The sequence below is a fragment of the Gelidibacter sp. genome (genome assembly GCF_039916245.1).
Lineage (GTDB): Bacteria > Bacteroidota > Bacteroidia > Flavobacteriales > Flavobacteriaceae > Gelidibacter.
Window position 1 is genome coordinate 1 of the sequence record NZ_JBDSLS010000160.1, and the last position, 9,364, is coordinate 9,364.

The 9,364-nt window shown below is 37.9% G+C and carries 9 protein-coding genes and 1 pseudogene; 9 read left to right on the forward strand and 1 reads right to left on the reverse strand.

Features of this window, described 5'->3' with window-relative positions; translation table 11 throughout:
• The 3 genes from ABIQ28_RS08580 to ABIQ28_RS08590 all read left to right on the forward strand — a co-directional run.
• Positions 1–453, forward strand: a 453-nt coding sequence (locus ABIQ28_RS08580) for an aminotransferase class I/II-fold pyridoxal phosphate-dependent enzyme (protein ID WP_348036476.1), incomplete at its 5' end; no start/stop codon positions are given.
• 186 nt (positions 454–639) lie between these two features.
• Positions 640–1,491: a prephenate dehydrogenase gene (locus tag ABIQ28_RS08585; protein WP_348036477.1), complete on the forward strand. Its 852-nt coding sequence runs from the start codon at positions 640–642 to the stop codon at positions 1,489–1,491.
• Between the two features lie 92 nt (positions 1,492–1,583).
• The gene (locus ABIQ28_RS08590) at positions 1,584–2,666 is read left to right on the forward strand and encodes a bifunctional 3-deoxy-7-phosphoheptulonate synthase/chorismate mutase type II (RefSeq protein WP_348036478.1); all 1,083 of its coding nucleotides are present in this window, start codon (positions 1,584–1,586) and stop codon (positions 2,664–2,666) included.
• 104 nt (positions 2,667–2,770) lie between these two features.
• Here ABIQ28_RS08590 and ABIQ28_RS08595 read toward each other — a convergent pair whose 3' ends face one another.
• The gene (locus tag ABIQ28_RS08595; RefSeq protein ID WP_348036479.1) at positions 2,771–3,415 is read right to left on the reverse strand and encodes a hypothetical protein; all 645 of its coding nucleotides are present in this window, start codon (positions 3,413–3,415) and stop codon (positions 2,771–2,773) included.
• An 86-nt stretch (positions 3,416–3,501) separates the two neighbouring features.
• On the opposite strand from ABIQ28_RS08595, the gene rsgA reads away from it, so the two are divergent.
• From rsgA to ABIQ28_RS08625, 6 genes and pseudogenes are all read left to right on the forward strand, one after another.
• Positions 3,502–4,449: a ribosome small subunit-dependent GTPase A gene (rsgA, locus tag ABIQ28_RS08600; protein ID WP_348036480.1), complete on the forward strand. Its 948-nt coding sequence runs from the start codon at positions 3,502–3,504 to the stop codon at positions 4,447–4,449.
• A gap of 451 nt (positions 4,450–4,900) precedes the next feature.
• Positions 4,901–5,353 carry a D-aminoacyl-tRNA deacylase gene (dtd, locus tag ABIQ28_RS08605; RefSeq protein WP_348036481.1) on the forward strand — a complete coding sequence of 151 codons (453 nt, stop codon included), beginning with the start codon at positions 4,901–4,903 and terminating at the stop codon, positions 5,351–5,353.
• A gap of 72 nt (positions 5,354–5,425) precedes the next feature.
• Positions 5,426–5,752 carry a nucleotide pyrophosphohydrolase gene (locus tag ABIQ28_RS08610; RefSeq protein ID WP_348036482.1) on the forward strand — a complete coding sequence of 109 codons (327 nt, stop codon included), beginning with the start codon at positions 5,426–5,428 and terminating at the stop codon, positions 5,750–5,752.
• Positions 5,753–6,170: 418 nt separating this feature from the next.
• On the forward strand, positions 6,171–7,403 hold the full coding sequence (locus ABIQ28_RS08615; protein WP_348036483.1) for a 3-phosphoshikimate 1-carboxyvinyltransferase: 1,233 nt from the start codon (positions 6,171–6,173) through the stop codon (positions 7,401–7,403).
• 183 nt (positions 7,404–7,586) lie between these two features.
• Complete coding sequence (gene queA / locus ABIQ28_RS08620) at positions 7,587–8,636, forward strand: tRNA preQ1(34) S-adenosylmethionine ribosyltransferase-isomerase QueA (RefSeq protein WP_348036484.1); 1,050 nt, start codon at positions 7,587–7,589, stop codon at positions 8,634–8,636.
• A 213-nt stretch (positions 8,637–8,849) separates the two neighbouring features.
• Positions 8,850–9,364, forward strand: a pseudogene (locus ABIQ28_RS08625) (23S rRNA (adenine(2503)-C(2))-methyltransferase RlmN); the annotation flags it as partial.

Sequence of the window (9,364 nt, forward strand, 5' to 3'; positions counted from 1 at the left end):
CTTAATTCGTTAAGCAAAACCTTTAATTTGGCAGGATGGCGCGTTGGTTTGGTGTTGGGAAATACAGAGTATATCAATGCGATTTTAAAAGTGAAAAGCAATATGGATTCCGGAATGTTTTACGGGATTCAAAAAGGGGCGATTGAAGCTTTAAAATGTTCAAAAATGTGGTTTGCCAGTTTAAACAGCATTTATGAAGAACGTCGCCAGAAAGTCTGGGAATTGGCTAGAGCCTTAAACTGTACTTATGATGAGAACGCCACTGGATTGTTCGTTTGGGCAAAATTACCAGCGGATTTAACTTCGGAGAACTTTATTGATAAGATATTGAAAGAGCATTCCATTTTCATCGCACCAGGTACCATATTTGGAAGCAACGGCGAAGGTTATATCCGATTTTCGTTATGTGCGCCAATGGAAGAGTTGCAGGACGCGATATCTAGAGTCAATTGAGTTTACAGTGTTCAGTAACAGTTTGCAGTAACCGTAAACAGTAAACAGTAGGATTTATAGTAAGTAATAAAGCCCCATCAGGGCGACATCTTTATAGCATCCATTTGAACGACATATTCGTAGCCACATATTTATAAAATAATTCGTTTTAAACGGAAAGCCCCAGGAGGGCGATATATTAATAGAATGAAAAATATATACATCATAGGGGTTGGATTGATTGGTGGGAGTTTGGCTCTTGACATTAAAAAACACGACCCTAAAGTAAAGATTTTCGGAATTGATCATAATGAAAATCATTTGAACGAAGCCATAGAACTTCATGTTATTGATGCTAAAGCCACATATGAAGATTTAAAAAATGCTGATTTGGTCATTTTATCCATTCCTGTTGACGCGGCAGTTAATGAAGTGGTCAAAGTATTGGACCTGGTTTCTGACGATGCCTTGGTTATGGATGTCGGTTCAACTAAAGCGGTAATTTGCAAAGCGATAGAGGATCATCCAAAGCGTCGTAATTTTTTGGCAGCCCATCCTATTGCGGGAACGGAGTTTTCTGGACCCAAAGCGGCCATTTTAGGACTGTACCAAAATAAAACCAATATCATTTGCGAGGTTGAAAAAACGGCCTTCAAGCTTCAGGAAAAAGCACTTAAATTGTTTACAGATATAGGCATGCGCATTCGCTATATGAACCCTGAAGCACACGACAAGCATATTGCCTATGTGTCGCACTTATCACATATCAGTTCCTTTATGTTGGGAAAAACAGTGATTGACAAAGAGCGTAACGAACGTGATATTTTTGATATGGCGGGAAGTGGATTCGCATCAACCGTTCGTTTGGCTAAAAGTTCCCCAGAAATGTGGACGCCAATTTTTAAACAGAATAAAATCAACGTCCTCGAAACCTTGGATGAATACATTGAAAATCTGATAAAATTTAGAGGCTTTATGCATGACGATGACTTTGACGCCATCTATTTAGAAATGAAAAACACGAATTATATCAAAGAAATTTTAAACGGAATACAGTAGTAATGAATAAATAAAAATCAAAGCACCAAACTCCAATACTGTCGGAATTAGACTAAACCTTGGAATTTGGAATTTTAAACTTTTAAACAATTATGGAAAACAAGAAAGAATTGAGAACATGGTTAGATGATTTAAAGTTGGATCATCCCTTGGTCATTGCAGGTCCATGCAGTGCGGAAACAGAAGAGCAGGTATTAGGCATCGCCCACCAATTAAAAGATACTGACGTCAGTTATTACAGAGCAGGAATTTGGAAACCACGGACACGTCCGGGAATGTTTGAAGGTGTTGGAGCTTTGGGATTAAAATGGTTACAAAGAGTTAAGGAAGAAACCGGTATGAAAACCGCTACTGAAGTGGCGAATAGAGCACACGTTGAGTTGGCATTGGAGCATGATATTGATTTGCTTTGGATTGGTGCCCGTTCAACCGTAAGCCCATTTATTATTCAGGAAATTGCTGATGCTTTAAAAGGAACCGACAAAATCGTCTTGGTTAAAAATCCTGTAAATCCAGATTTACCATTGTGGTTAGGTGCGATTGAGCGTTTGGCTACGGCCGATATCAAAAAACTAGGCGCTATCCACCGTGGATTTTCGACCTATGAAAAAACGAAATACAGAAACAATCCAGAATGGCAATTGGCGATTGAATTGCAGACCAAATTTCCAGACTTGCCATTAATCAATGATCCATCCCATATTACTGGAAAACGTGATATGATTTTTGACGTATCACAAACGGCTTTAGACTTGAATTTTGACGGCCTCATGATTGAGACGCATACCAATCCAGACGCCGCTTGGAGTGATGCTTCACAACAAGTGACGCCTCAGACTTTGATTCAAATCATGAAGGATTTACGCATCAGAAAAGAATCTGATCCTGAAGCGGAATACAACACCAACTTGAGTAATTTGAGAGCGCAAATTGATATTGTGGACAATCAATTGATTGAAATGATTGGAAAACGCATGAAATTTGCTGACGGTATTGGCGCCCTTAAAAAGCAGAAAAACGTAGCCGTTTTACAAAGTAAACGTTGGAATGAAATCTTAGGGAGTATGGTTTTAGAAGGCGAGCGCAACGGATTGAGCGAAGAGTTTATCCTTAAAATGTTTAAAGCGATTCACCAAGAATCTATCAACCATCAAGAGAGAATTATTAACGGTTAATTTAAAAGAGGCTATCTTACTAAGGCAGCCTCTTTTTTTATTTCAATAAAATATTCCAGAAAATTATAAGACTAATTTTATAAGTTTAAGGAGTTCATTAACTACTAACTTTTAGTATAACTTAATCTTCGAGAGGCTTTTCTCATAAGGACATTTATTAAGTCTTCTGAGCTGCTTCCGAGTCCTCCTTTTACCTTTTTATTGTAATTCCATAATAAGGTGCCATCTTCTGCATTATGGACACTCATGTTAATTACAGCACTGTTTGTTGAACCCCAAGCTCCTAAAAATGCCAGTGCAATCGAAGCGCCTTCTGACATGGGTTTGTTGGTTTCAAAGTTACCAGAAATGACTGAATCGACACCTAGAATTTTAGCTAATTCTTGCGGTGTGTAATTAGTTATATTATTATAGTTAATATCATTTTTACTTAATATGGCTGTAGTTGTACGTGAATCTTGAATTTCTACAGTTTTCATATCTCCTCTTTTTTTACGTTTTAAAAACCAAGAGTATAATGCCGTTTGGATGCCTTCGCCTTCTGCTTTTTCTATGCGATCTAATTGTTCGCTCGAAATGTCCTTCATTTGCTTTGGTCTTAGCTTAACTTTTGTCTTGAATGGAACAATAGCGATGGTTCTGTGGTCTTTAGAAATTTGGTCAAATTGCGGATGTTCATAAAGATTGGTTTGGGCATTTAAATTTACAATAAATGTAAATAACAAACCTGTAAGTAATAATTTTTTCATATAGTTAGGTTGTTTTTAAAATTAATAAGCCAATATACATTTTTTAAACACCAAAAAATCGTTATTTTGTTGCTTAAATTTAATCAATGACAGGAACCGTTTATAAATCTACAGGAAGCTGGTACACCGTGAAAACCGACTTAGGTGCCGTGTACGATTGCCGTATAAAAGGAAAATTCAGAATAAAAGATATTAAGAGCACTAATCCGATTGCTGTTGGCGATGTGGTCGATTTTGATGTCGAAACATTGGATAATGTGACCAATGGAATCATTCATAACATTCAGGATCGGGAAAATTATATTGTCCGTAAATCGGTTAATTTATCCAAGCAAACCCATATTATTGCCTCTAATATCGATACCGTTTTTTTGCTCATTACCATTAATAATCCGCCAACATTGACGAGTTTTATTGATCGGTTTTTAGTATCTACCAAAGCCTATAGGATTAAAACCGTCTTGGTATTCAATAAAATGGATACTTACGACGACGAAAATGCGATGGAAGTAAAATATTTGGCTTCTATTTATCGAAAAATAGGATATGAGTGTGTTGAGGTTTCGGCGCTTACTGGGCAAAATATTGATCACTTAAAAGTTTTGATGAAAGATAAAACGAGTATGTTCGCTGGACATTCGGGAGTTGGGAAATCTACTTTGGTCAATGCCATTGAACCTGGATTGGACTTAAAAACAAAAGAGATTTCCATGCAACATATGCAAGGACAGCACACCACGACCTTTGCCGAAATGTTCGATTTGAGCTTTGGTGCAAGAATAGTCGATACTCCAGGTATTAAAGGATTTGGAGTCGTAGACATGGACAAGGAAGAAATTGGCGATTATTTCCCAGAGTTTTTCGCTCTAAAACAAAACTGTAAATTCAATAATTGTATACACGTTGAAGAGCCTCAATGCGCGGTTAAAGACGCCTTGGAAAAGGATGAAGTTTCTTTTTCACGCTATCGAAGCTATCTGCAAATCTTAGAAGGCGACGATGAGCATTACAGAACAGAGGAGTGGGTTAAGTAAGTGTTCAGTTGGCAGTCATCAGTTGGCAGTCATCAGTCGGCAGTCTTCCCGCCTCCGCAATAGTTTCGGACGGGCAAGCAGTTAGTAATAGGGAGTTTTTAGTGGGTAGTAGTCATCTGTACGCAAATGTGAATTGATATGAAGGTGAAAAATCAGTGAAAATCAGCAGAATCAGCGTCATCTGCGTTCCATAAATGAGGGAGAGCGTGTTATAAAACGGTCAGGTTAATATCTGCGAGAAAAAACATGAAGTGAGAATAGCTCCACACTCAAAAAGGCTGTGACGCAAAGTTACGCAAAGGAGAAACAAAGCGCCACAAAGGACATCGATCTTAGATTTAATAATGAATAATTAACCTAAAAAAAGTCAACGATATTAGGGAGATTCATTCAGATTTTAAAAAAATATTAACAATTTAAAGGTCCCCTTCGGGGATTTAGGGGAAAGATCATGAAAGCAGTCATCCAGAGAGTTTCAAAAGCAAGTGTTATCATTGACCATAAAAAAGTCGCAGCTATTGGCTCAGGATTGCTCATTCTGTTGGGCATTGTTAATGAAGATACTCAAGAGGACATCCAATGGCTTGCAAGAAAGATTGCCAATCTTCGTATTTTTGAAGATGACAGTGACGTCATGAACCTTTCACTTCTTGACACTAACGGTGATGCTATTGTGGTCAGTCAGTTTACCCTTCACGCTTCGACCAAAAAAGGCAATCGACCAAGTTATATAAAAGCGGCAAAACCAGATATTGCCATTCCTTTATATGAAAGTTTCATAATGCAATTGGAAGTAGAATTATGTAAGAAAATACAAACAGGCCAGTTTGGTGCAGATATGAAAGTTGAACTTATAAATGATGGTCCGGTGACCATCATTATAGATTCCAAAAATGTAGAATAGTTACATTAATTTTTTCATATAAGATTGATGATTATAAGTTAGATAAAAAAATAGTCCTTAAAAAAATATAAAATGAAACTTCAAAACGCGCAAAAAACCGTAGACGACTGGATCAAAGCCCATGGTGTCCGATACTTTAATGAGTTGACCAATATGGCGCAGCTTACTGAGGAAGTTGGCGAAGTTGCCCGAATTATTGCACGTCGTTACGGCGAACAAAGTGAAAAGGAAAGTGATAAAGACAAGGATTTGGGCGAGGAACTTGCTGATGTGGTCTTTGTCGTTTTATGCTTGGCCAACCAAACCGGAATTGATCTTCAAGCTGCATTTGACAAAAAAATGGATCTGAAAACAAATCGCGATCACGACAGGCATCACAATAATGAGAAACTGAAGTAGGCGTTTGTTGTTTGTTGTTAAGTTGTTTGTTTCTACGAGGTAAGAATTGTGAGTTGTTGAAATTAGGTTATAACTATTCATAAATAATAGCGGTAATCAGTCTTTTTAGCGGGCGATTTTTTAAATTTCGTTATTCGTTATTCGTTATTCGTTATTCGTTATTCGTTATTCGTTATCCCGCCCATTCCGAAAAGGAATGTTCGGGCAGGTCATTATTCGTTTTCAATCGTTGTAACTTAAATCATAATGTAAATTTTCAAAATTACCATTGATCGTTTTCGACTTCAATTTCAACTTCAACTTCAATTTTAACTTGATCTTACTGTTCAAACAAGAAATGTCTTATTATTCGTGCTTTTGTGCCATAGCTTTTCTAATTTCGTGAATCGTAAATCAAAAATCGTAAATCAAAAATCTAATGTTGTTAACTCTTCATAAATCTACGCTTGTAGAAAATCCCCCTAAAATCGTTATCACCGGCTCAAAAAGTGAGTCCAACAGATTATTGCTTTTGCAAGCGCTGTATCCAGAATTGCAGATTCAGAATGTCTCCAATTCTGACGATTCAGAAGTGATGCAAAAAGCATTGAAATCCACATCAAACCTAATTGATATCAATCATGCGGGAACGGCGATGCGTTTTTTGACGGCATTTTTTTCGACTCAAGAAGGTAGAGAGATCACGATTACGGGATCGGCACGAATGAAAGAACGCCCAATCCAAGTCTTAGTTGAAGCTTTGAATGCGCTAGGTGCTGATATTTCCTATTTGGAGGCTGAAGGTTGTCCGCCTTTAAGGATCAACGGTAAATCTCTTCAAAAAGATCAAGTGACTTTAAAGGCCAACGTGAGTAGTCAATATATTTCAGCGCTTTTGTTGATTGCTCCAAAATTAAACAACGGATTGGAATTAACTTTAGAAGGCGAAATTACCTCCGTGCCTTATATCAACATGACTTTGGATTTGCTTAACCAAATTGGGGTTGAAACCAGTTTTGAGAACAATAAGATAAAAGTAAGCCCGCTTAAAAGTCTGAACGCGTATCAAAAAGCCTTGACGGTTGAGAGCGATTGGTCATCGGCGTCTTATTTTTACAGTATTGTCGCATTAGCTCCGGTGGGAACAGAAATTACTTTATCATCCTACAAAAAAGATAGCTTACAAGGGGATTCTGTTTTGGCAACTATTTACACCGATTTTGGTGTGGTCACAACCTTCGACAATAACTCTATTACCCTTTCAAAAAAGACCGACTGCCTACTGCAGACTGTCGACTGCCAACTTAAAAACGCGCCAGACATCGCACAAACTATCGCCGTGACCTGTTTTGGCTTGGGAGTTGGCTGTCATCTTACTGGACTTCATACCTTAAAGATAAAAGAGACCGACCGACTTGTTGCCTTAAAAACCGAACTTGAAAAATTGGGGGCGCAGGTTGAAATCACAAATGATTCTTTAAAGTTGAAATCTTCTGCCAACATCACTGATCATGTGGCTATTGGTACGTATCACGACCACAGAATGGCGATGGCCTTTGCTCCGTTAGGTTTAAAAACTAACCTTCAAATCGAGGATGCCATGGTTGTTTCAAAATCCTATCCGACCTTTTGGGAAGACCTCAAAGCTATCGGTTTTAAAATAGCAAAATAATAAACGGTCATTTACTTGACAACGCCTACTTTGAGGTCGTATATTTGCAGCTTGCAAAAAAATCTATATAGCGCGTTATAAAGCACTTATAAATTAGTGCCCATTACTCGTGTGATAGAAAATGGATTCTTGAGATCTGTCGGCAGATAGATCTGAACATTTAAAAAAATTAAATATAAACGTATGAAATTATCCCACTTTGGTTTTAAACTTCCAGATGAATTATTAGCTGAATACCCAGCCGAAAACAGAGATGAAGCTCGTTTGATGGTCTTGGACAGAAAGAAGCAGACGATTGAGCATAAATTATTCAAGGATATTATCGATTATTTTGATGAAGGCGATGTGATGATCCTTAATAATACAAAGGTTTTTCCGGCGCGTTTATATGGTAATAAAGAAAAAACAGGTGCGAGAATTGAAGTGTTCTTATTGAGAGAGCTAAATGAAGAGCAGCGTCTTTGGGATGTTTTGGTTGACCCGGCGCGTAAAATACGTATTGGTAACAAATTGTATTTTGGAGATGATGAGACTTTAGTTGCTGAGGTTATTGATAACACGACTTCCAGAGGCCGTACTTTGCGTTTCCTGTACGATGGTTCTTATAAAGAATTCCGCCAAAAATTAACTGAGCTTGGAGAAACACCTCTTCCTAAATATATCAAAAGAGAGGTTGAGCCAGAAGATGAAGAGCGCTATCAAACTATTTTTGCTAAAAAAGAAGGAGCTGTTGCTGCGCCAACAGCAGGTTTGCATTTTTCTAAACATTTATTAAAGCGTTTGGAGATTAAAGGTATTGAATTTGCTGAAGTAACACTTCACGTTGGTTTAGGCACGTTTAACCCGGTTGAGGTTGAAGATTTGTCCAAACATAAAATGGACAGTGAAGAGGCATTCGTTACTCAGGAAGCAGCTGATATTGTCAATAATGCCAAATCTCATAAAAAAAGAGTTTGTGCTGTAGGTACAACGGCGATGCGTGCTATTGAAAGTGCAGTATCCTCAAATGGAACGCTGAATGAGTTTTCAGGTTGGACTAATAAATTTATTTTCCCTCCGTATGACTTTAGTATTGCCAACTGTATGATTACCAATTTCCATACACCAAAATCGACATTATTAATGATGGCTTCTGCTTTTGCAGGTCATGATTTCATAAAGAAAGCTTACGAAGAGGCTGTTAAGGAAAAATACCGTTTCTATACTTATGGAGACGCGATGTTGATCCTATAAATAATATATTTTATACAGATAAAGCCTCGTCGTTATGATGGGGCTTTTCGTTTTAGGGTTTCAGGTTTCAGGTTTCTTGTTTCAAGTTCAAGTTCAATTTCGATTTCCCGCCTCCACAAAAGCTACGGACGGGCAAGCAACTTCGCTCTTTTTCAAACTTTAAGATGACCTTATCAAAAATGCGTCAATCCTTTCACTATTTTTGCAACTGCAATGGAAATAACAAAAAAAGACATACGAGCATTAAGTAAAGAACAACTTCGCGAATTTTTCGTCACGCAAGGTGATAAAGAATTCCGAGGGAATCAGGTATATGAATGGCTGTGGAGCAAAGGCGCTCACAAGTTTGAAGACATGACCAACATTTCCAAGGAAACCCGACAGATGTTGGAAGATCATTTTGTCATCAACCATATTGAGGTGGATCAAATGCAACGTAGCAATGACGGAACCATTAAAAATGCCATTCGGTTGCATGATGGTTTGATCGTGGAATCGGTGTTGATTCCAACAAAGACCCGTTCTACAGCATGCGTATCGTCTCAAGTGGGCTGTAGTCTTGATTGTAAATTCTGTGCCACAGCACGGCTCAAACGCATGCGGAATCTCAATCCTGATGAAATTTTTGATCAGGTCGTCGCTATTGATAAAGAAAGCCGATTATACTTCAACCGACCTTTAAGCAATATCGTATTTATGGGGATGGGAGAACCACTCATGAACTATAA

What these genes read in the sequence shown, in the direction of transcription:
- ABIQ28_RS08585 (WP_348036477.1), top strand. Translation starts at nt 640, where the DNA reads ATGAAAAATATATACATCATAGGGGTTGGATTGATTGGTGGGAGTTTG.
- ABIQ28_RS08590 (WP_348036478.1), top strand. Translation starts at nt 1,584, where the DNA reads ATGGAAAACAAGAAAGAATTGAGAACATGGTTAGATGATTTAAAGTTG.
- ABIQ28_RS08595 (WP_348036479.1), bottom strand. Translation starts at nt 3,415, where the DNA reads ATGAAAAAATTATTACTTACAGGTTTGTTATTTACATTTATTGTAAAT.
- rsgA (WP_348036480.1), top strand. Translation starts at nt 3,502, where the DNA reads ATGACAGGAACCGTTTATAAATCTACAGGAAGCTGGTACACCGTGAAA.
- dtd (WP_348036481.1), top strand. Translation starts at nt 4,901, where the DNA reads ATGAAAGCAGTCATCCAGAGAGTTTCAAAAGCAAGTGTTATCATTGAC.
- ABIQ28_RS08610 (WP_348036482.1), top strand. Translation starts at nt 5,426, where the DNA reads ATGAAACTTCAAAACGCGCAAAAAACCGTAGACGACTGGATCAAAGCC.
- ABIQ28_RS08615 (WP_348036483.1), top strand. Translation starts at nt 6,171, where the DNA reads ATGTTGTTAACTCTTCATAAATCTACGCTTGTAGAAAATCCCCCTAAA.
- queA (WP_348036484.1), top strand. Translation starts at nt 7,587, where the DNA reads ATGAAATTATCCCACTTTGGTTTTAAACTTCCAGATGAATTATTAGCT.